The sequence below is a fragment of the Novosphingobium sp. Leaf2 genome (genome assembly GCF_001421325.1).
Lineage (GTDB): Bacteria > Pseudomonadota > Alphaproteobacteria > Sphingomonadales > Sphingomonadaceae > Novosphingobium.
On record NZ_LMJY01000016.1, the window covers coordinates 314,777 to 335,965 of the forward strand.

Genomic DNA, 21,189 nt, shown 5'->3' on the forward strand with positions numbered 1-21,189 from the left:
CGCGGCGGGACTCAGCCATACCGATTGACCGCGGTTCTATATCGGGAAGAGTGGGGATAAAAGGGAAATTTGGGGACAAGGCATGATTTAGTCGATGATAACTTTGCCTTTTGACGGACAACGCGCATCGACAGGCATTGAAAGTGTACACAACTTCATGAATTATAATGATTTTTTTCACACAAAGATGATCCCGTGCCATCCCCACAAGGCAACGAGATTTCGGGCAGATATTGATGTTTGGGGATGAAGCCATGACCGGCTTCGCCGTTAGTGCGCAAAGCCAGGAATTATCTGGCGTGAAACCCGCAGGAATAGGCGCTGCCTGTTATGAACCGAGGAAAGTTTAACAGCGCCTGCACCTGCATCACGCCCAGCATCCCCGGCTTTCCCCGATCACGCGTGGCGTAACCTGTCACGGTTGAGGAGGCGACGCTGGTTCGCCGGTAGATTCGGGCGAGGCCTTGGGGTTCGTTGCCTGGACCGGCGTAGGATCGGCCGCCGGCACCACGCCGATATCGGCCAGCGGGTCGCTGGCGGCCTTGGTAGGCTTGGTATCCACCGCAACGACCTTCTGTACAGGGTCCTGCGTATCCGAAAGCCGCAGCCGATCGCGAATGACGTTGGCAAGGCCCACGATCAGCAGCATCGCGCATAGCCCGAACAACCCGATCTGCAGCCGGTACACCGCCTGCGAGCGCAGTTCGCGCGTCGTGGGTGGCGCAAAATGCTGCGCCGTCTTGAGAGGTTCGAGGATGCTGGGCGGGTCGATCATATCGTGAGAAAACGTCCTGCCACTATCTGCATTACGCTTAGCTTAACCCGCGAGCCAGGGGAAGACGGGCAACCCCTTCGCTTCCAGCCATTCGCGGTTGTAGAGCGACGAAAGGTAGCGAAAACCGGTGTCGCACAAAATGGTGGCCACGCGCGCATCCGTGCGCCCTTCCTCCACCAGCTTGCGGCCAAGCGCCACGGCGCCGGCCACATTGATCCCTGAGGACAAGCCCAGGCACAGCCCTTCTTCATCGAGCAGGCGCGAAACCCACTCCAGCCCGTCTTCGTCGGAAATGCGAAATTGCGTGTCGATCGGCGAGCCTTCCAGATTGGCGGTGATGCGCCCCTGCCCGATGCCCTCGGCAACCGAACTGCCTTCCGCCTTCAGTTCGCCATGCGCGTAGTAATTGTAAAGCGCTGCGCCGTGCGGATCGGTCAGGGCAATGACGATGGTATCGTCGAATGCCTTGAGCCCCATCCCCGTGCCGGCAATCGTGCCCCCGGTGCCGGCCGCGCAGGTGAAGCCGTCGATCCGGCCACCCATTTGTTCCCAGATTTCCGGGGCGGTCGATTCGATATGGGCCTTGCGGTTGGCGATGTTGTCGAACTGGTTGGCCCAGATCGCGCCCGCGGTTTCCTCGGCAAGCCGGCGCGAGGTGTGTACGAAGTGGCCGGGGTTCGAAAACGCGGCGGCAGGAACCAGGACCAGTTCGGCGCCCAACGCCCGCAGCGTGTCCATCTTTTCCCGTGACTGGGTTTCCGGCATCACGATCACGGTCTTGTAGCCCAGCGCATTGGCGACCAGCGCCAGACCGATGCCGGTATTGCCCGCCGTGCCTTCCACGATCGTGCCGCCGGGCTGCAACAGGCCCTTCGCTTCGGCATCGCGCACGATCCACAACGCCGCGCGATCCTTTACCGAGGCGCCGGGGTTGGCAAATTCGCACTTGCCCCAGATTTCGCAGCCCGCAGCGGCGCTTGGGCCCTTGAGCAGAACCAGCGGAGTATTGCCGATCAGATCGAGCGTGGAGCCCCTGGCGTGGGGCGTGGAAGCAGTGGCGCAAGCCTGTGTCGCAGTCATGACGCGACAGGTAGGAAGCCCATGCCAAACGCGCAAACGATTTGCGCGTTTGGCATGGCAAATCGAGCTATCAGTCTTCCGGCGCGATGGTGACCTTCAGGCCTTCCAGTTCCGCCGTCACCGGCACCTGGCAGGAGAGGCGCGAATATGCATTACGATGGTCAGAGCTGTCGAGCAGATCGTTTTCGTCTTCGCTCATCTTCGGCAGCTTGTCGATGAACGCAGGGTCGACGTGCACGTGGCATGTCGCGCACGAGCAGCAACCGCCACACAGCGCCAGCAGTTCATCGAAGCCATTGTCGCGAATCGCTTCCATCAGGCTAACGCCTTCAGCAGCTTCGACGCTGGTTTCTTCACCTGAGTGGTTTACGACGACAATCTGCGGCATGGCTCTGGGTTTCCTCTTCGTGCGTCCTGGTGTCGATACTGTTCTGGCGCTCTTCGCGCTGGCTGCTACCGGGTGCTTCCTGCTTTTGCAAGGTTCCGAAAATCATGGGTTTGACTGCCGATCAACTTCGCCTGGGCCTGGATGCCATCGCCGCGCGTGAGCCTGCGATCGCGCGCGCTCTGACGGTCGCTGGTTACCCCGAACCGCGCATCCAGCCGACCGGCTACGCCACCTTGCTGCGCACCATCGTCGGCCAGCAGGTCAGCGTCGCCTCCGCCGCGTCGGTATGGGCGCGGCTGGAGGGCCTGCTAGGCGACACCATACCGCCCGAGGCCCTACTCGCCGCCGAGTTCGATGCCCTGCGCGGATGCGGCCTGTCTCGCCAGAAGCAGGGCTACGTGCGCTCGCTGTGCGAACTGGTCGTGGCCGGCAGCCTGGACTTCTCAAGCCTGCCGGCGGACGACGAGGAAGCCATCGCGCAACTCGTGCGCATCAAAGGCGTGGGCCGCTGGTCCGCCGAGATCTACCTGCTGTTCGCCGAAGGCCGCCCGGACATCTGGCCCGCCGGCGACCTTGCCGTGCAGGCCGGCATGCACAAGCTGCTGGGGCTAGACGCGCGCCCGAGCGAAAAGGAGACCCGCGCCCTTGCAGAAGACTGGCGACCGCATCGCGGCGCGGCAGCGATCTTCACTTGGCACTGCTATAATAACGCGGCGCTATAAAGGGGTTTAGTTGATGAAACACATGCGCAGGATCACGATAGCGCTGCCGCCGCGTTTCCCTTGCGGTATAACAGCGGCGGGATACTAACATCCCTTGCGCGTGTAGGAAAACGGCGCGGTTACACGATACTTTCGATAAACACCGCCATCGCCGCATCGCGCGCGCTCAGCCCGCCGGCATCGTGCGTGGTCAGGGTGATGCGCAAAGTCGCGTAGACGTTGAACCATTCCGGGTGATGGTCCGCCTTGTCCGCATAGAGCGCAACGCGCGTCATGAAGCCGAACGCGGCGTTGAAATCGGCGAACTTAAATTCCGCTTCGATCGCCGCGCCGTCTGCGCGCAAGGTCCAGCGCGGGAACTGCGCGAGCAGGTCGTCACGCTCGGCATCGGTAAGGCGGGCAATAGTGGCCATCGTCACGTCTCCTTGGCAGACCTTCGCGTTTCACCTAAGCCGGCGCGCGATGCAAGAGGCCGCCGTTTCCGCAACCGATCTCGCCTGCCGCCGGGGCGACCGGGTGCTGTTCGCGCGGCTGTCTCTGGCCTTGGAAGCCGGCGCGGCGCTGCATGTGAGCGGCCCTAACGGCATCGGCAAATCCAGCCTGCTGCGCATCATCGCCGGGCTTGCCCCCGCGTTTGCCGGCAGCGTCACCGTGCACGGCACCGTCGGCTTGCTGGACGAACGGCACGCTCTGGACCCGGCGCTGCCGCTGGGCCGCGCGCTGGCATTTTGGCAGCGGCTGGATGGCGCCGGCGATATGCAGCTTGATCGCCTCGGACTTACCGACCTGCTCGATGTGCCGGTGCGCTATCTGTCTACCGGGCAAAAGAAGCGCGCCGCACTGGCCCGGCTGCTGGGACAAAGGGCGCAGGTGTGGCTGTTGGACGAACCGCTCAACGGGCTGGACGGCCCCGCCGTGGAACTGGCGCAGGCGCTGACGCGGGAACACTGTGCGGGCGACGGCATCGCGCTGATCGCGTCGCATCAGCCATTCCACCTTGCCGGCATGTATACCCTGCGGCTTGCGGACCATGCCGCATGAACCGCATCGCCGCCCTGCTGCGCCGCGATCTGGGGCGGCTGCTGCGAGGTGGCAGCGGGGGTGCGCTGCTGCCGGTGCTGTTCTTCGTCTCGGTGGCGATGCTCTATCCCTTCGCCGTAGGGCCAGACGCCGCGTTGCTGGCGCGGACTGGTGGCGGCGTAATCTGGGTTGCCGCGCTGCTCGCCGCGATCCTGCCGCTTGACCGGCTGGTGGAGCCCGACCTTGAGCAAGGCCTGTTCGACCAGTGGGCACTGCGCGGCATATCAGAGGAACTCGCGATCGCGGTGCGGGTGGCGGCGCACTGGCTCAGCTTCGGGCCGCCGCTGATGCTGGCCGCGCTGCTGGCATCCGCGCTGCTGGGGCTGGATGGCGCCACGTTGCGCACGGTCGAAATCGGGCTGCTGGCCGGGACACCCGGTCTGGCCGCGCTGGGCGTAACGGTGGCGGCGCTCACCGCAGGCCTGCGCGGCGGGGCGGCGCTATCCGGGCTGCTGGTGATCCCGATGGCGGTGCCGGTGCTGATCTTCGGTGCGGGCAGCCTTGGCGCGGGCGGCAATAGCGGACTGGCGCTGACGGCAGCGGCCAGTCTGGTGCTGATCGCCATCGCGCCGTTTGCGGGCGGCGCTGCCGTGCGCGCGGGTCGCGACTGAAAACCACGCCTCCGTCTGACCGGGCTGAACCGGCAGACCGTATCCTGATTCACAAAAAAATGGCCGGGGCGGGCAAGGCAAGAAGCCGCCCCGGCCAAGGTGCAGGATGGGAAAAACGCCCCATGACAAGCGTTTATCCGTAGCGTGATGCAGGCTTGACGAGAGGAGCAAGCCGCGTAACAGTAGCTAATGATAATCATTCGCATCTGCAAGCCAAAAAAGGACCCGCGCTATGTATCAGTATGTCGATCGCCCCCTTGCCGCGCTGGATGAAGGCAGCCGGTTCCTCGTGTGGTCGATGCGTGCGTGGGTCACCGCCATCGGGCATGGTCACTGCCCCGCCCCGCTTCTGGCCCCCGCCTTTGCGCGCTGGCGCATGATCGGCGCCCTGCAGCCCTTCCACCGCGCGATGGTGCTGTTCAACCGCGATGCCCTGGACCGCCTGGCGTTCTGCTCCATGGGCTGCGCCAACGTGTCGGAGCATGAGGCGGTGATACTCGAACTCGTCACCAGTCTGCGTGACCGCGGCCCCGCCGCCACCCGCGCGACGCTGGAGCTGGTAATCGCCGAAGATAGCGTGGGCGACATGCTGGAAACGCTATCGCGAATCGGCGCCAGCCTGGCGATCGCGGGTATCTTTCCCGGCGAACCCGTGGTCGGGCAGCGTCGGGCGTGAGGTTTGCGCCGTGGCGGCATGCCCCGCCACGTGCGCCTGCCGACATGCACTTGTGAACACACGCCTCCTGACGCTACATCGGCGGTCGACGCGGTTCGGCCATATGCGCGCGCTATGGGCCAGCCACGTTCGAGCAGGAGCATCACATGTCGGGTTCTATGGCCGTTCTCGCGACCGCCGCCAGTTTCGTCGGCACGCATTTCGTCCTGTCGCATCCCTTGCGCGTGCCGCTGGTGCGCGCGGTGGGGGAGAAGGCATTTCTCGGGCTGTACTCGCTGGTCGCCTTCGCCACCCTGGGCGCCATGGTCTGGGCCTATCGCGCGGCGCCTGCCAGCGCAGCTTTGTGGGCGGTGGGCGACTGGCTGTGGGCCCTCGCCAGCGCGCTGATGCTGATCGCCTCGATCCTGTTCCTGGGCTCGCTGATCCGCAATCCGGCGTTGCCCGGCGCTGAAGGACAGGCGGGGCACGCGCAGGCACGCGGCGTCTTTGCCGTTACCCGCCACCCGATGATGTGGTCCTTTGCGATCTGGGGCCTGTGCCACATCCTGATTTATCCGGTGGCCAAGAACCTGATCGTGTGCGGCGCGATCATCGTGCTGGCGCTGGGGGGCGCGGTCTTGCAGGACCGCAAGAAGGCGGCGCTGGACCCGGCAGGCTGGCCCGCGTGGCAGGCGCGCACCAGCTACCTGCCATTTGCTGCCGTTGCCGCGGGCCGGGCACAACTGGGCGGCTTTGGGATGCACGCGATTGCTGGCGGGCTGGTGGTGTGGCTGGGGGCAACCTGGGCGCATCTGCCGCTGGCCGGCTGGCCCGCCGGAATCTGGCGCTGGATCGCGTGAACTGCGGGCAGCGTCAGTCCAGCGGCGCCACGTCCACCGCCAGCTGCATCGATTGACGCCCGCCGCCGCGCAAGGTGCCGTCCAGCGGCGCCACGTCGGAATAATCGCGGCCCATGCCCAGAAAGATATGGTCGGTATTCGCCAGCGTATCGTTGGTGGGATCGAAGCCCACCCAACCCAGCTCATCGCCGCACCACAGGTTCACCCATGCGTGCATTGCGTCCGCGCCCACCAGCCGGGGCTTTCCGGGCGGTGGCAGGGTGCGCAAGTATCCACTGACGTAGGCGGCGGGAATGCCGTGCGCGCGCGCCGCGATGATCATGACGTGGCTAAAATCCTGGCATACCCCGTGGCGGCGGTTGAACGCCTCGATCGCGGGCGTGTCCGCCTCGGTCGCGTCGGCATCGTACGTAAACTCGCGGTGGATGGCCTGCATCAGGGCGCGCCCCGCATCCATCACCGGCATGGCTTCATCCAGGAATGAGGCGGCCCATTTGCCAATAACCGGCTCCGTCCCGGCCCAGGGCGAAGCAAAGATGTACGAAGCCGGCGCCAGCGCCGACAAGTCCGGCTTGCGCATTGCCTTTTCGCGCAAGTCCGCAAGGCCAAGGCCGCCCGCGTCCTGAACGAAGAACGGCAGCGGCTCCACCTCAACGCTGAAGCGGCTTTCCACCCGCACCCGCCGGGTGGGTTCCTGCAGCGTAAAGCGCGCCTCGTTCACATGGTAGCCGCCGGTGCCCGCAATCACCTGGGTGGGCTCGGGATCGAGGATCAGCGCGTAATCGCGCACCGTCTGCCCCGGCCAGGCGGCGGGGCGCAGGCGCACCTTGAACTGCGCCATGCCGATGGGGCTTGCGTATTTCAGCGTAGTAACGTGACTTACCGCGTATCGCATCACAGCAGCGTCGTGCGCCTTTCCGCCTCTTGCGTATCGAGTTGAAGAAAATACCGCGCCGAAATCGCGTCGGACAAGGCCAGCAGCTGCGCCTCTACCTCCACCAGCCGCTCCGCCGTCATGTCCTGCGCCACGGCGGACTGCAATTGCCCCAGCAGCGCGCGAGCGGCGCGCAAGGGGGGCTCGGGCAGGTTGTTGTCGCGCGCCGGGGGCAACGCGGCCAAGTGCGCCACGATGGCCGACACCTGAAACACCAGCGCGCGCGGATTGTCCGGATCGAGCAGCACGAGATCGCGCACCGGGCCCATGATTGGGCCGGACAAGTAACGGCTGCGATAGATGATCTGGCTGTCGCACAAGTCCAGCAACAGTCCCAGCGCGGTTTCACCGTCACTGCCGGGCAGCGCATCGGTCAGCGGGCGAGCCATGCGGCAGATCGCCTGCGCGCGCTCCAGCCGCTGGCCGATCTCCAGAAAGCGCCACGCGGCGGATCGCACCATGTTTTCCGAGATCAATCCGGCCAACGCGCTGAAATGCTCGGTCAGCCAGCGCGCGCTGGCCAGCATCGACTCGGGCCGGTCCACCGCGATCGACGGCATCGGGCGGCTGACGATCCGCCAGAAATCGCGGGCAAAGCGTTCGCGCAGGGCCATGCCCACCTGCTGGCGGCGGCGCATCAGGCTGGCGACGCCGCCGGTCAGCTTGGTTTCGGTAAGCGTGCGCGCGCAGATGCGGGCGGCGGACAGCTTTGCGGTTTCCGCCGAGATCGCGTCCCACTGCTTCAGCAGCCCGACCAGCCGGGGCAGGACACCGCCATCGCGCGGGTCCGAACTGCCATCGCCATTGGCAGGGTTGGCAAGGATCACGCGCACGATGCGCACCATGGTTTCGGCGCGCTCGTTATAGCGGCCGAACCAGAACAGGTTGTCCGCCGCCTGCGCCGCCAGAATGCCGCCGCCGCGCGAAATCGGCGGATCGGCGGCGATGCGAGTGGAAACGTGCGGCCCTGCCGGCTTGTCGTCCATCACCCACAAGTCCGCCGACAAGTCGCCCGCACCGATCAGCGAGGTGGGCAATGCGCTGGACGAGGAGAGCCGTGCGAAGCCGCCCGGCATCACCGTCCAGCCGCCATCGGCGGTGCGCGCCACGAATGCGCGCACGGTGAACGGGCGCGGCACGATCTGCCCGTCGATAATCGCCGGCGTGGTGGACAGGCGCACGATCTCCTGCCCGCAATAGTCCATCGGGCGGCGCCACATGCCGTCCAGCACGCGCCCGCGCGCGGCGGCATCAAGGCTAGCCCCGGCCACGGCATCGCGGCCCGGCAAGCCTTCGGCCATCTGCCCGAACGCGGGCACCAGCGCCAGTTCGTCCATCCGCGCGGCCACGGTGGAGCTTTCCACCGCCTGCCCGCACCACCACGTGGCGATGTTGGGCAGGATCGGCGCTTCGCCCAGCAGCACCCGGCACAAGCGCGGCATGAACGCGGCGAAGGCGGGCGATTCAAGCACTTCGATGCCCGGCCAGTTGACCATCTGCACCCCGCCACCGGCCCACGCATCGAACAGGTTGGCGACGCCCAGTTGCGAGCGCGCATCGAAGGACAGCGGATCGAGCGCAGTCGTATCGATCCAGCGCCACAACGCGTCCACCCGCTTGGGCCCGGCGATGGTGCCGACATACAGCTTATCGTCCAGCACCGTCAGATCACGACCTTCCACCAGCGGCAGGCCCAGATAGCGCGCCAGATGCGCCTGTTCGGCATAGGTCTGGTTGAAGCGGCCCGGCGTCAGCAGGGCGATGCGCGGATTGTCGCGGTGACAGGCCGCCGCCATGCCCGCCAGCATCTGGGTGAAGAAATCGGACAACCGCCGGGTATGCGCGTCCGCCAGCAGGTCGCCGACCGAGCGGGACATCGCCAGCCGGTTTTCCAGCGCATAGCCGATGCCGCCCGCCGCGCGCACGCGGTCCTGCAGCACGCGCCACTGTCCGCGCGGGCCACGTGCCAGATCGGCGGCGTAAATCTGAATGAAGCGGCCGCCGGGCGGTGTGTGCCCGATCATCTTGCGCGCGAAGAACGGGCTGCCTGCAACCACGGCGGCGGGCAGATGACCATCGCGCACCAGCGTTTGCGGGCCGTAAATGTCCGCCGCCAGTGTTTCCAGCAGATTGGCGCGCTGGATCAGGCCGCGTTCGACTTGCGCCCATTCCTGCGCGCCCACGATCAGCGGCATCGCCCCCATCGGCCACGCCCGCTCGTCCTCGTCACCGGTCAGGCGGAAGGCCAGCCCCAGGTCCGCGGCGTGGCGAGACGCGGCGTCCTGCAGCACCGCCGGATCGCCTTCGGTGGCAGCGGAAAGACCGGCGGCCACCGTGTGCCAGCTTGCTGCCACCGGATGGCTCGCATCGCCGAACAGATCGCCGCGCGATGTCTGCGCGCTGTAGCCGTCAAGCCAGTCCGCCGGCTGGGCCAGATCGGACCCGCTCACCACCACGCGCGCAAGAACGCTGTGCCACGACGCGGTCGCCTGGCGCTTACCCGTGCATGAAGCGGCCCCTCTCCCATCCGCCTAGTGTAGACCCAGTGGCCGCCTGAGGTCGAGGGTGTGCACAAATTCCCCGGGCAGTTCGTCTGCAGGCCTTGGCAGCGGGCCGGGCGAATGGCCATGCTCCTGGAAACGCGCCTTGCGCCGCGCCTCCGCCTCGTAGTCGTTGATCGGCACGGTATCGTAATTGCGCCCGCCGGGATGCGCCACGTGATACACGCAGCCGCCCAGCGAGCGCCCGTTCCACATATCGAACACGTCGAACGTCAGCGGCGGGTTGGCCTCCAGCATCGGGTGCAGGCATTCGCTGGGTTGCCACGCCTTGTAGCGCACGCCGCCCACGCCCTCGCCCGGCGCGGTGGTGGTCAGCGGCACGCGCCGACCATTGCAGGTGATGACATGACGCCCCGCAACAAGGCCGGTGGCCTTCACCTGCAGGCGCTCGGTTGAACTGTCCACATAGCGCACGGTGCCCCCGATCGCGCCGGTTTCGCCCAGCACGTTCCACGGCTCCAGCGCGTGGCTGATTTCCAGCGTGACGCCGCCCGCCGCGATCTCGCCGTGCACCGGAAAGCGGAACATGCGCTGCGCTTCGAACCAGGCGGGATCGAAATCGTATCCGGCGCCGCGCAAGTCATCCAGCACGTCAATGAAGTCCGCCCACACGAACTGGCCCAGCATGAACCGGTCGTGCAACTGGGTTCCCCAGCGCACCAGCGGACCTTCCACCGGCTCACGCCAGAACCACGCAGTCAGCGCGCGCAGCAGCAGTTGCTGGGCGCACGACATGCGCGCCTCGGGCGGCATCTCAAAGGCGCGGAACTCCACCAGTCCCAGACGCCCGGTAGGGCCATCGGGGCTGAACAGCTTGTCGATGCAGATTTCGGTGCGGTGGGTGTTGCCGGTCACGTCCACCAAAAGGTTGCGGAACAGGCGGTCCACCACCCACGGCGCGGGCTGCTCCTGATCGGGGCCAGGCACTTGTGACAGCGCGATTTCCAGTTCGTACAGCGCATCGTGGCGCGCCTCGTCGATACGCGGTGCCTGGCTGGTGGGGCCAATGAACAGGCCGGAAAACAGATAGCTGAGCGCCGGGTGGCGCTGCCAGTAGGTGACGAAACTTTTCAGCAGGTCCGGGCGGCGAATGAACGGGCTGTCCAGCAGCGTCGCCCCGCCCAGCACGATATGGTTGCCACCGCCCGTGCCGATGGACCGCCCATCGACCATGAACTTGTCCGCCGTCAGCCCGATCTCGCGCGCACAGTCATACAAAGTCTCGGTTATCTCGACCGTTTCGCGCCAGCTGGCGGAAGGGTGGATGTTCACCTCGATCACGCCGGGATCGGGCGTGACTTTCAGCACCATCAGGCGCGGGTCTGGCGGCGGGCCGTAGCCTTCGATGCGCACCGGTAGCTGCTGCGCCTCGGCCACCGCCTCGATCGCGGCGACCAGTTCGAGATAGTCCTCCAGCGCCTCTGTGGGCGGGATAAACACGGCGAGATAATCGCCGCGCGGCTCCACGGTGACGGCGGTGCGCACCGCGCCTTCAATCAGATCCTTGTCCGGCATCGCCTCGGCCCGGCTGGCGGGCTGTGGCACGGCTTGCGAGCGTTGGGCCGGGCCGGTGGCGGCGCCGGGCGTGGTGCCCGCCTCGCGGTCCTGGCTGGCGTGTTCGATCCCCTGCGTGCGGTAATCGGCCAGCGGCGCACGCGGCTCGGCAGTGTCACGCGGGTGAATGTAGGGATAATCGGATGGCGGCACATACGGCAGCGAGCCCAGCGGCAGGCGATAGCCGATCGCGCTGTCGCCCGGAACGGCGGTCAGCACGCCTTTGCGCACCTGCCACTTTTCGCTTTTCCAGCGCGGGATCGACTGGTCCTTCGTATTCCACCGCTGGACCGGCAGCACGAAGCCCAGCGGTTTTTCCAGCCCGCGCCGATACGTGCGGCGAAACCGGCGGGCCAGTTCCTCGTCATCGACATGCGAATCGAGCGGAGTGACGTTGACCGGCAGGTCGCCCTCGCGCTTGGCCCATACTTCGCCGTCCTCGAACACCGGCTGCACGAAGTCCGGCGCGATGCCCAGCTTTTGCGCGGCCTGCACCAGCAGTTCGCCAGCGGAGTCCACATCGATGCTGGGCAGAGGATCGGGATCGCCGCCTTTGGGCAGCGGCTTTTCGCCAGCGACCAGCGCATCGTCGCGCCAGATCGGCACGCCATCACGGCGCCAGTAGATCGAATAGCCCCAGCGCGGCAGGGTTTCGCCCGGATACCACTTGCCCTGCCCGTGATGCAGGAGGGACCCCGGCGCAAACTTCGCGCGCAGCAGGCGGATCAGCCTGTCGGCATAGGCCGCCTTGGTCGGGCCGACCGCTGCGCTGTTCCACTCGTCCGCCTCGAAATCGCTGGCTGCCACGAACGTCGGCTCGCCGCCCATCGTCAGGTTGACGCCCTGCGCGTTCAGGTCCGCGTCCACCTGGTCGCCCAAGGCCAGCAGGCTTTGCCAGCGCGCGTCGGTAAACGGCTTGGTGATGCGCACCGCCTCGGCGATGCGGCTGACTTTCATCTCGAAGTCGAAGTTGACCTCGGCAGGCTCGGCCATGCCCTCGATCGGGGTGGCGGAGCGGTAGTGTGGGGTGGCGCACAAGGGGATATGGCCTTCCCCGGCGAACATGCCCGAGGTGGCATCGAGCGCGATCCAGCCCGCACCCGGCACGTAGGCCTCGGCCCAGGCGTGCAGGTCTGTCACGTCCTCCAGCACGCCGACCGGCCCTTCCTTGGGCAGCACATCGGCCACCAGCTGGATCGAATAGCCCGACACGAACCGCGCGGCGAAGCCAAGGCGGCGCAGCAGTTGCACCAGCAGCCACGCCGAATCGCGACACGATCCGATCCCGGCGATCAGCGTTTCCTCAGGCGTCATGATGCCCGATTCCATGCGGATCACGTAGCCGATGCGCTGTTGCAGGCGGCTGTTGATGTCGACCAGGAAATCGACCGTGCGCCCGGTGTAGTTCCGGTGCTGGTCCACCAGCGCCTCGAACAGCGGTCCCTGCGCCTCCACTTCGAAGTACGCGGACAGATCGGCCTTCATCATGTCCGAATAAGCGAACGGATAGGTCTCCGCTTCGGGTTCCACGAAGAAATCGAACGGATTGATCACCGCCAGTTCGGCCAGCAGGTCCACCTCGATAGAGAAATGATCGACCGGATCGGGGAACACCACGCGCGCCAGCCAGTTGCCATGCGGGTCCTGCTGCCAGTTCAGGAAATGCTCGGGCGGGCTGATCTTGAGCGCATAATTGGGCACTGCCGTGCGGCTGTGCGGGGCGGGGCGCAGTCGGATGATCTGCGGGCCAAGCCTGATGGGTCGCGAATAGCGGTAGCGGGTGAGGTGGTGTAGTGCAGCTTTTATCATTGCGCGCGAGTGTGGGCCAAACCATGCTGCACCGCAACGCCGTTCACCGCCGCGGCGAACGATTATGACAAATGACGCGTCGCGGTCGCCATCACGGCCCGATTGCCGCTAACGTGTCATCGTGCCATGCAAGAGGCCAGACGTGAAAACGAGAGATATGCTGGACGTTCGTGACGAACCCGAAACCGCCATCCCCGATGGTGAGGCCACCGATCTGGCCACCCTGCCTGCGCGCTATTTCAACCGCGAACTGAGCTGGCTGACCTTCAACGAGCGGGTGCTGGCCGAAGCGTCCAATCCCAATTATCCATTGCTGGAGCGGGTGCGCTTCCTGTCGATCTCGGGTAGCAACCTTGATGAATTCCTGACCGTGCGCGTGGCCGGCCTTGCCGGGCAGGTGCGCCGCCAGATCGAGGAAATCTCGATCGACGGGCTCACGCCGTCACAGGCCATCGCGGTCACTCAGGAAAAGGTGCTGGAACTCGAAGCGATCCAGCAGCAGTCCTGGGAAGCACTGAAGGTCCAGCTGGCCGAAGCCGGGATCACCGTGGTCGGCGAGGACGACAAGCTGGACCGTGAGCGTGAACGCTGGCTGCGCACCTACTTCATCGAACACGTAATGCCAGTGATCACTCCGCAGGCGATCGACCCGGCCCACCCCTTCCCGTTCGTGGCTAACCAGGGCATCGGCGTGATGTTCTCCCTCACCCGCATCGCCGACCAGGCAAGCGTGATGGAGATGGTGCTGATCCCTGCCCCGCTGCCACGCTTCGTACGCATTCCGGGCGAGCAGGCGGCGTGGATTTCCATCGAAGACCTGATCTGCCGCAACACCGCCGAACTGTTCCCCGGCTTCCGGTTCAACGGCCACGGCGTGTTTCGCGTCCTGCGCGACAGCGACATCGAGATCGAGGAGGATGCCGAGGATCTGGTGCGCTATTACCGCACTGCCATCCAGCGCCGCCGCCGTGGCCGGGTGATCGTGCTACAGCTTCAGGGCCGGTTCGACCCGGCGGCCGAAGACCTGCTGCGCACCCAGCTGGGCCTCGACAAGGCATTGATCATGAAGACGGACGGGATCATCGGCTTTGCCGGCCTGTCCACGATCTGTGACGAGGATCGCCCCGAACTCAAGTTCGAGCCCTATTCCCCCCGTTATCCCGAGCGTATCCTGGAGCATGACGGGGAAATCTTCGCAGCGATCCGCGAAAAGGATATCGTCGTCCAACACCCCTACGAAAGTTTCGAGGTGGTGATCGATTTTCTCAAGCAGGCCGCCCGCGATCCGGATGTGGTGGCGATCAAGCAGACGCTGTACCGTGCCGGCAAGCAGTCCGCGATCATCTCCGCGCTGATCCAGGCGGCAGAGCATGGCAAGTCGGTGACGGCGGTGGTCGAGCTGAAAGCCCGCTTCGACGAGGAGCAAAACCTGCTGTGGGCCAGCCAGCTGGAACGCGCCGGCGTGCAGGTGATCTACGGCTTCGTCGATTGGAAAACCCACGCCAAGGTGTCCATGGTGGTGCGCCGCGAAGGGGACAGTTACCGCACCTACTGCCACTTCGGCACCGGCAATTATCACCCGTTCACCGCGCGAATCTATACCGACGTATCCTATTTCACCGCAGACCCGGCGGCGGGGCGCGACGTTGGGCGGCTGTTCAACTTCATTACCGGCTATGTCGAGCCGACCAGCACGGAAATGCTGTCGATTTCGCCGATCTCGCTGCGCACCACGCTGAACGAGTGCATCGACGCGGAAATCGCGAACGCTGAAGCGGGCAAGCCGGCGGCGATCTGGGCCAAGCTTAACTCGCTCACTGATCCCGCGCTGATCGACCGGCTCTATGCCGCCAGCCGCGCGGGGGTGGACATCGACCTGGTGATCCGGGGCATCTGCTGCCTGCGCCCCGGCATCCCCGGCCTGTCGGAAAACATCGCGGTCAAATCCATTATCGGGCGGTTCCTGGAACATGCGCGCATCTGGGCGTTCGCCAACGGCGCACATCTGCCCAACCGCCGCGCCCGCCTGTTCATCACTTCGGCGGACGGGATGAGCCGCAATCTGGACCGGCGCGTGGAAGTAATGCTGCCGATCCGCAACAAGACGGTGCATGACCAGATTCTGGATCAGGTGATGCTCGCCAACCTGCTCGATTCCGAGCAATCGTGGATGTGTTCGTCGGACGGGACGTATGACCGGGTGGGCGAAGTTGCGCATCCGTTCAACCTGCACCGCTATTTCATGACCAATCCTTCGCTTTCCGGACGCGGCGCGGCACTGGACAGTGGACGAAAAGTGCCAAAGCTCTCGCTAAGGCGGGGCAACATCTGACATAGGAGCGCCCGGAACAACCGGACCGGCGACACGTCTTGAACACAACGATCGGCAAGAGCCACTCCGGCGGCAAGCGCGCCATCATCGACATCGGCTCGAATACGGTGCGCATGGTCGTCTACGACGGCCCTCCACGCGCGCCACTGGTGATCCTGAATGAAAAGGTCAACGCGCGGCTCGGCAAGGAAATCGGGCGCACCGGGGCCATCGGTGAAAAGGCGATGCGCGCCGCGCTGGCCGCGCTCGCCCGCTTTGCCGCGCTGCTGCGCCTGCTGGAGGTGGATGATGTGGAGTGCGTCGCCACCGCCGCCGCGCGCGATGCCTCAAATGGCCCGGCGTTCCTTGATGCAGTGCGCGGCTTCGGCCTTTCCCCGCGCCTGCTGACGGGTGAGGAGGAAGCGCGCGCCAGCGCAGCCGGCGTCATCGCCGCCTTTCCGGGCGCACGTGGCGTCGTCACCGATCTTGGCGGCGGCAGCCTGGAACTGGTCGAGATAGACGATCGCGTACCCAGCGGCATCTGCCCGGGCGGCATCACCCTGCCCTTCGGCACCTTGCGCCTGCCCGACCTGCGCGCGGCGGGCCCGCAAAAATTTGCCGCCACCGTGCGCGACGGGCTGAAAGCGCGCGGCTGGAATCGCGGGCGTGGCATGCCGTTGTATATCGTGGGCGGATCATGGCGGGCGCTGGCCCTGCAAGCGATGCGCGTGCTGGACTGGCCAATCGACGATCCACACGCCTTCGAACTTGCGCCCGCAGAAGCCCTGCGCCTTGCCCGCATCTTCGAACGCGGCCCGATCGAGGATCCCGATCCGCGCATTTCTGCTCCGCGCGTGGCCGCCCTGCCCGATGCTGCCGCGCTGCTGGTACAAGTGGTGCAACAACTGCGGCCATCGCGGCTGGTGTTCTCGTCCTGGGGCCTTCGCGAAGGGCTGCTCCATCGCCAGCTACCGGCCAGCGTGCAGGCGCTCAGCCCGATGCTCGCCAGCGTGGAGGCCTTCGCGGGTGCCGCCAAGGCCACCGCGCAAGACGCGGCCCACATCGTTGAATGGACCGCGCCGGTCTGCCGCGACGATCCGGCGGACGACGATCTGCACCAGGCCGCCTGCCTGATCGCGCTGGCGGCGATGCGCACCGAACCCAACTTGCGCACCGAAGAAGCGCTGACCTGGGCACTGCGCAAGCGCTGGGTGGGGCTGGATATGCGTGGGCGCGGGATGATGGCGATGACGGTGCTGGCCAATGCCGGTAAGATCGAGATTCCGCACGCCTACCACCGGCTGGCGCCACTGCCCGATCTCAACCGCGCGATCGGCTGGGGGCTGGCGATCCGCTTGTGCCGCCGCCTGACCGGATGCGCCGAACGCGGGCTGGACACCACCGGCCTGGCAATCCGGGGCGGCGACCTCGTGCTGATGCTGGAAGACAGCGCGCAGCCGCTGTTCAGCCCCGGCGTGGCGAAGGACCTGAAAGCGCTGGCTGACTGGTTGGGCCTTGTTCCCCGGCTGGAAAACACCGCACGCGAACTGCTCAGGCTTTAGGCGGCCAAACCCCGCCCGGGCGACAAATCAGACCAGCGTGCTGCTGGGCGCGATGGCGCTGATCCCGCGCTTGCCGCCGCTGCGATCGAGTTGCACCACGATGTCGATCACCGATGCGGCATATTCCAGCGTCTCGGCGCGGGTCAGGCCGATGCCGGTCTGCATCGCCATCAGCGCGATCTGTTCCAGCGCGCCACGCGGCGAATTGGCGTGCACCGTGGAAAACGAGCCGGGGTGCCCGGTATTGATCGCACGCAGGAAGCTGACCGTTTCGGTGCCGCGCAGTTCGCCCAGCACGATGCGATCGGGGCGCAGGCGCAGCGCGGCCTGCAGCAGGTCGTTCGCCGAAACCTTCGCCTCGCCCAGTTCGCCCTTCACCGCGATCAGGCCCACGCCGTTGGCGCCGGGCAGCCGCAGTTCGGGCGTATCCTCCACCAGCACCACCCGTTGCTCGCCGGGGATTTCAGCGAGCATGGCGTTCAGGAACGTGGTCTTGCCGGTGGACGTACCGCCGGAAATCAGGATGGTGCGGCGGCGGTGGATCGCATCGCGCAGGAACGCGATCGGCTCGGCCATCGGATCGGGCGCAGGCGCTTCCGCCACCGGCGCGATCGGCCCACGATCGTACGCGTCGAGCGGCAGGTTGAGCAGGCGGTGGCGGCGGATCGCCAGCGCCCAGTTGCTGCGCGTGGCGGGCGGGCCGACCAGCTGGATGCGCGCGCCGGCCTGTCCGCCATAGGCCGGCAAGGTGGCCGACAGCAGCGGATGCTCGCGGTTGATGCCCTGATGGCTCGTGCGCGCCACCTGCTCTGCCAGGCGCTGCAGCAGCCGGTTGTCCATCAGCGGCAGTTCGATGCGCTGCATGCCCGCAAGCGCAGCATCCTCCACCCAGATCTCGCCGGGGCGGTTGACCAGGATCTCGGTCACCGTCTCGCGGTCCAGCCACGGGCGTAGCGGCGCCAGGTAAGCGTCCAGATAGACGCTGCGCGGCTCGGCGATCGGCGGCGCATCAGCCACGGCGGATACCGACGTGACGGATGCGGTTTGCAGGGTGAGAACGTCGGCCATCGTGCGTCACTGGACCTGGCTGAAGTCCAGGTCCTTGGCGGTGAACACGCGGATCGGCTCCCCCTGGCGCACGCGCACGGTGGGGCTGATCTGCGATCCGCTCTGCACCGCGCTGGACGCGGCGGACCCGCCGCTGCTCACCACGATGTTGGAGCCGCTGGATGCCAGCGTGGTCAGCCCGCCGACCACCGAGAGCAGCATGGCCGAGCCGAAGCGTTCGAAAAAGTGGCTGTTGACCTTGCCCGCCAGACCCGTCTCGCCGCCGAACGCGATCGCGGGCGAACCCAGGTTCACCGAAACGCCATCGGGACGGATCAGCCGGCTCCAGATCACGTACGCACGCTTCTGGCCCGAAGTCAGCCCGCTCTTGTACTGGCCGATCAGGCGCGAAGAGCGGGGGACCAGCACATGCCGGCCATCAAAGCTGCGCACATCGGTGGACACGATCGCGCGCACATAGCCGGGCACGTCGGTGTCGATCGCGGTTTCCAGCACGGCGGGGATCAGCGTGCCCTGCGTCACCGTAGTGGCCGGATCAAAAGACCGCGCGGCGGCGGCGGTGGAGCCGGTGCCGCCGATGCGCGCGGCAAAATCGTCGTTGCCCGAAAGGCCCGCCTTCGCCGCTTCACCCGCAGGCCCGGTAAGCGGCACCGCCGCGCCCGTGCCCACGTCGAACACCACGGTCGGGCTGGCAAGGCGGTTCGCGGCGGCACCCGGCACGACACCCGGCGCTGCGGCCAGAACCGGCGCAGGCGCAGGGGCGGGTAGCGGCGCTGGCATCGCTGCGGGGGTCGCCGGTGCGATCGCGGCGGGGGTCGCGACGGCCGGCATGGGGGTGGCGGGAGCCGGCGTGGCGGGCGTGGAGGCGACCGGGCCGTTGCGCGCCGAATCCATCGACCACAACGTTACCGCGCCCAGCGCCGCGACGATCAGCACGCCGGCGGCAAGGCCCAGCCCATCCGCCTTTTTGCGCTGCGAGACTTGCGGCAGGACGTTGCGGGTAGCCAGGTCGATAACCTGCGCGCCCTCGCCATCGCGCGGGTCCTTGCCGGCATCGGGTGCGAGACGTTCGCGCAGTGACGAGTTGGGCGCCATGGATCAGTGTCCCTCGACAGTGGGGGTGGACGGTGGGATGGAGGCGGCAGGCGATGCCGATGCCATGGTCGGCGCGGGCGCAGACGGGACGCTCGCAGCCGGCACGGCGGCGGGCCGCGCGGCCAGCGGATGGCTGTTCACCAGCCGCGCCACCGCTTTGCCCGAACGCAGCACAATGACGTCAGGCACATCGTCAATCACGATCGTCGCCCCGCGCACGGCGTAGTTCACCGGGCCCTCGTCTCCCTTTTCGTTGGTGACCAGGATCGCGGGCACCGGGGACTTTTCCGGCCATAGCAGATAGGTGGCCGAACCGTCGTCATAGACGCGCGCGGGCATCAGCTTTTCCATGCCGACACGCTTCCAAGCGAAGTTGAGCGCGGCAGGATCGGCCGGCACTGCCGCCGCCACCGCTGCCGCGTCTCCGGCGGCAAGCGCCTGTTCGGCCGGGCTGAGCGGCGCGTTCGCCAGCGCTGACGCAGGCTTGGGCGCATCCTTGTACGTGAAGCGCAGCATATACAGCGGGCGCGCCTTGGCAGAGGCCACAAGGTCGAAGAAATAGGTGTGCCGGTTGGTCACCACCGTCATGTTGGTGCGCGCGGTCGCTTCCAGCGGCTTTACGAACAGCAGGTCGGCCCGCTTGTTGGGGGTGATCTGCCAGGCCTGCGAATCGCCCACCGCCACATTCTCGATCGCCTCGCCATCGCCGAACGCGATCGTCGCCTGCACCCCGGCCTTGCCATCGATGCGGACGACTTCGTTTGCATTGTAGGCATGGGACAGCAGGCGCTCGTCAGCCTGCGCCGGACCAGCAACCGCGATCGCGGCAATGCATCCCGCCAGCGCCAGGGTGCGCAAGGGTGCGCGGATCATCGTATTGTCTCCTTCGCCGGCAACTTGCCGGGATCGTTCGATGCACTGCGAAAGCGGCTGCCGATGCCCCTGGCGCGCGGGCCGGAATCGCCCTGGCGAAGCGGTTCGATGCCGCCGCCCGTCACCTGGGTGATCACCGTGCGCCGGTCTGCGCCACGCAGTGCCGCTTCGCTGCCCACAACGTTCACCGCGCCGGTTGCCGCCGCTGCGGCGGCCGATACGGTGGAGGTGCGGCTCTGGAATGCGGAAACGGCGGGTGCCTGAACGCTCGCGGGAACCGGGACGCCAGCCTGCGCCGGCGCCGAACCCTTGTCCTTGTCGCTGCCGGCAAGGCCGAACACCTGCCAGCCCGAAACCATCGTGGCGGCCACCTTCACCACCATCATCATCAGCGCGACATGCACCGAGGCGACAAGGAAGAACGCCATCGCGCCGCGCCCGTCAATCTCGCCGCCGTTGGCACTGCGCACCAGCCCTGAGATGATCGGCACCAGCAATTCCAGCGTGATCCCGCCGCCCAGTACAACAAACAGCGGGGTGACCGCCGTCAGCACCACGCCGCGCAGCCATCCGGCGGTCAGCCCGCGGGTGCCGCCGAACAGCGCCATCACCACGAAGATAGGCCCGATCGCCAGCAACACCGCCAGCGCGATACGCGCGGTCAGCAGCACGCCCACCGTGCCCAGCAGCAACAGCAGCGCGCCCATCCACATCACGCTTTCGGGGGTGAACAGCCCGCCCGCCCCCTTGGCCGCCACAGCCGCCACGGCAGCGCCACCGGCGGCAGGCTGGGCCGCCTCGGCACCGCCTGCCTTGGAGGTGGCTTCGGAAATGTCGTTGATGGCCTGGAAGACGATGTCGATCCGGTCACCGAACAGCTGCGTCGCCGAACCTTTCGCGCCCATCAGCAGGCCCGCGATCCAGTCCGGCCCACCGATTGCCAGGTTCCAGACCACGCCCTGATATGCGATCCAGCTGGTCGCGAACGTCAGCACCACACCCAAGCGCAACATGCGCGGCGACAGCGCCGAGATGCCAAGGCTGGAGCGCCCGGTCAGCAGCGAAAAGGCGAAGAAGGCGATATACAGCGTGAGGAGGATGGTAAGCACCGGCCCCATCGCGCCGCCAGCACCGAACATGCGCCCGAATGCGGACGCGGCCATTTCGTTGGCCACGCAGTCCACTGCGCGCAACGCCGGGGCAACGCCGCCCGAGGCCATTTCGGTAAGCTGCTGGCAGGCCGCGCTCATA

18 protein-coding genes are annotated in these 21,189 nt (G+C 66.6%); 7 read left to right on the forward strand and 11 right to left on the reverse strand.

The genetic code is table 11. The features are described 5' to 3' along the window. Window positions 1-415: 415 nt before the first annotated feature. The 3 genes from ASE49_RS10895 to ASE49_RS10905 all read right to left on the reverse strand — a co-directional run bounded on the left by ASE49_RS10895 (window position 416) and on the right by ASE49_RS10905 (window position 2,243). Window positions 416-775 carry a hypothetical protein gene (locus ASE49_RS10895; RefSeq protein WP_056771819.1) on the reverse strand — a complete coding sequence of 120 codons (360 nt, stop codon included), beginning with the start codon at window positions 773-775 and terminating at the stop codon, window positions 416-418. A gap of 42 nt (window positions 776-817) precedes the next feature. After that, the gene (locus ASE49_RS10900; RefSeq protein WP_056771822.1) at window positions 818-1,855 is read right to left on the reverse strand and encodes a cysteine synthase A; all 1,038 of its coding nucleotides are present in this window, start codon (window positions 1,853-1,855) and stop codon (window positions 818-820) included. Between the two features lie 70 nt (window positions 1,856-1,925). After that, window positions 1,926-2,243 carry a 2Fe-2S iron-sulfur cluster-binding protein gene (locus ASE49_RS10905; protein ID WP_056771826.1) on the reverse strand — a complete coding sequence of 106 codons (318 nt, stop codon included), beginning with the start codon at window positions 2,241-2,243 and terminating at the stop codon, window positions 1,926-1,928. 104 nt (window positions 2,244-2,347) lie between these two features. On the opposite strand from ASE49_RS10905, the gene ASE49_RS10910 reads away from it, so the two are divergent. After that, window positions 2,348-2,965, forward strand: coding sequence for a DNA-3-methyladenine glycosylase family protein (locus ASE49_RS10910; protein WP_056771828.1), 618 nt, complete (start codon window positions 2,348-2,350; stop codon window positions 2,963-2,965). Between the two features lie 119 nt (window positions 2,966-3,084). Here the strand turns inward: ASE49_RS10910 and ASE49_RS10915 are convergent, their stop codons facing one another. Beyond that, window positions 3,085-3,378: a 4a-hydroxytetrahydrobiopterin dehydratase gene (locus ASE49_RS10915; protein WP_056771832.1), complete on the reverse strand. Its 294-nt coding sequence runs from the start codon at window positions 3,376-3,378 to the stop codon at window positions 3,085-3,087. Between the two features lie 49 nt (window positions 3,379-3,427). Here ASE49_RS10915 and ccmA point away from each other — a divergent pair, with 49 nt between their 5' ends. The 4 genes from ccmA (at window position 3,428) to ASE49_RS10935 (ending at window position 6,171) form a co-directional block, all read left to right on the forward strand. Further along, the gene (gene ccmA, locus ASE49_RS10920) at window positions 3,428-4,006 is read left to right on the forward strand and encodes a heme ABC exporter ATP-binding protein CcmA (RefSeq protein WP_056771835.1); all 579 of its coding nucleotides are present in this window, start codon (window positions 3,428-3,430) and stop codon (window positions 4,004-4,006) included. Further along, complete coding sequence (locus ASE49_RS10925) at window positions 4,003-4,656, forward strand: heme exporter protein CcmB (protein ID WP_056771838.1); 654 nt, start codon at window positions 4,003-4,005, stop codon at window positions 4,654-4,656. Before ccmA ends, ASE49_RS10925 begins: the two co-directional genes overlap by 4 nt. A gap of 232 nt (window positions 4,657-4,888) precedes the next feature. Beyond that, window positions 4,889-5,332 (forward strand): hypothetical protein, encoded by a 444-nt coding sequence (locus ASE49_RS10930; protein WP_056771840.1) that lies wholly within the window; start codon window positions 4,889-4,891, stop codon window positions 5,330-5,332. Between the two features lie 146 nt (window positions 5,333-5,478). Then, on the forward strand, window positions 5,479-6,171 hold the full coding sequence (locus tag ASE49_RS10935; protein ID WP_056771843.1) for an NnrU family protein: 693 nt from the start codon (window positions 5,479-5,481) through the stop codon (window positions 6,169-6,171). A gap of 13 nt (window positions 6,172-6,184) precedes the next feature. Here ASE49_RS10935 and ASE49_RS10940 read toward each other — a convergent pair whose 3' ends face one another. The 3 genes from ASE49_RS10940 to ASE49_RS10950 form a co-directional block, all read right to left on the reverse strand. Next, window positions 6,185-7,066 carry a transglutaminase family protein gene (locus tag ASE49_RS10940; RefSeq protein ID WP_056771846.1) on the reverse strand — a complete coding sequence of 294 codons (882 nt, stop codon included), beginning with the start codon at window positions 7,064-7,066 and terminating at the stop codon, window positions 6,185-6,187. Then, window positions 7,066-9,555 carry a circularly permuted type 2 ATP-grasp protein gene (locus ASE49_RS10945; RefSeq protein WP_056772388.1) on the reverse strand — a complete coding sequence of 830 codons (2,490 nt, stop codon included), beginning with the start codon at window positions 9,553-9,555 and terminating at the stop codon, window positions 7,066-7,068. The genes ASE49_RS10940 and ASE49_RS10945 overlap by 1 nt, the downstream gene beginning before the upstream one ends. 81 nt (window positions 9,556-9,636) lie before the next feature. Further along, a complete protein-coding gene (locus ASE49_RS10950; RefSeq protein ID WP_056771849.1) occupies window positions 9,637-13,029 on the reverse strand; it encodes a transglutaminase family protein in 3,393 nt (1,130 codons plus the stop codon). 157 nt (window positions 13,030-13,186) lie between these two features. On the opposite strand from ASE49_RS10950, the gene ASE49_RS10955 reads away from it, so the two are divergent. Then, on the forward strand, window positions 13,187-15,361 hold the full coding sequence (locus ASE49_RS10955) for an RNA degradosome polyphosphate kinase (RefSeq protein WP_056771851.1): 2,175 nt from the start codon (window positions 13,187-13,189) through the stop codon (window positions 15,359-15,361). Window positions 15,362-15,399: 38 nt separating this feature from the next. Next, window positions 15,400-16,902, forward strand: coding sequence for a Ppx/GppA phosphatase family protein (locus ASE49_RS10960; protein ID WP_056771853.1), 1,503 nt, complete (start codon window positions 15,400-15,402; stop codon window positions 16,900-16,902). 27 nt (window positions 16,903-16,929) lie between these two features. Here the strand turns inward: ASE49_RS10960 and virB11 are convergent, their stop codons facing one another. The 4 genes from virB11 to ASE49_RS10980 are packed head-to-tail and all read right to left on the reverse strand — an operon-like array spanning window position 16,930 to window position 21,188. Next, window positions 16,930-17,970, reverse strand: a complete 1,041-nt coding sequence (gene virB11 / locus ASE49_RS10965) for a P-type DNA transfer ATPase VirB11 (RefSeq protein WP_056771855.1) — start codon at window positions 17,968-17,970, stop codon at window positions 16,930-16,932. Window positions 17,971-17,976: 6 nt separating this feature from the next. Beyond that, window positions 17,977-19,065, reverse strand: a complete 1,089-nt coding sequence (locus ASE49_RS10970; protein WP_056771857.1) for a TrbI/VirB10 family protein — start codon at window positions 19,063-19,065, stop codon at window positions 17,977-17,979. Window positions 19,066-19,068: 3 nt separating this feature from the next. Continuing rightward, entirely contained in the window at window positions 19,069-19,938 is an 870-nt protein-coding gene (locus ASE49_RS10975) for a TrbG/VirB9 family P-type conjugative transfer protein (RefSeq protein WP_056771860.1), read from the reverse strand. Beyond that, complete coding sequence (locus tag ASE49_RS10980; protein ID WP_056771863.1) at window positions 19,935-21,188, reverse strand: type IV secretion system protein; 1,254 nt, start codon at window positions 21,186-21,188, stop codon at window positions 19,935-19,937. Before ASE49_RS10980 ends, ASE49_RS10975 begins: the two co-directional genes overlap by 4 nt. Window position 21,189 lies beyond the last annotated feature (1 nt).